A 245-nucleotide genomic window follows, 5' to 3' on the forward strand; every position below is an offset into this window, starting at 1 on the left:
CGATCTGGTTGAGCAGCTCCGGCTCCTTGAGCAGCACCGCACCGCCGCGGGACTTGTTGACGGTCTTGGCTGGGCAGCCGAAGTTCAGGTCGATGACTTGCGAACCCAGCTCGCAGGCCAAGGCGGCGTTCTCCGCCAGGCAAACCGGGTCGGAGCCCAGCAATTGCACACGCAACGGCACGCCCGCAGCGGTGTGCGCACCGTGCAGTAGTTCCGGGGCGAGCTTGTGGAAATAGGCAGGTGTG

General features: G+C 65.3%; 1 protein-coding gene. It reads right to left on the bottom strand.

All coding sequences use genetic code 11. The features are described from left to right. Window positions 1-245: tRNA-dihydrouridine synthase (locus J8I29_RS29855; RefSeq protein ID WP_209434452.1), on the bottom strand; the 245-nt coding region annotated here is incomplete at both ends.

The sequence above is a fragment of the Labrys sp. LIt4 genome, assembly GCF_017813775.1.
Lineage (GTDB): Bacteria > Pseudomonadota > Alphaproteobacteria > Rhizobiales > Labraceae > Labrys > Labrys okinawensis_A.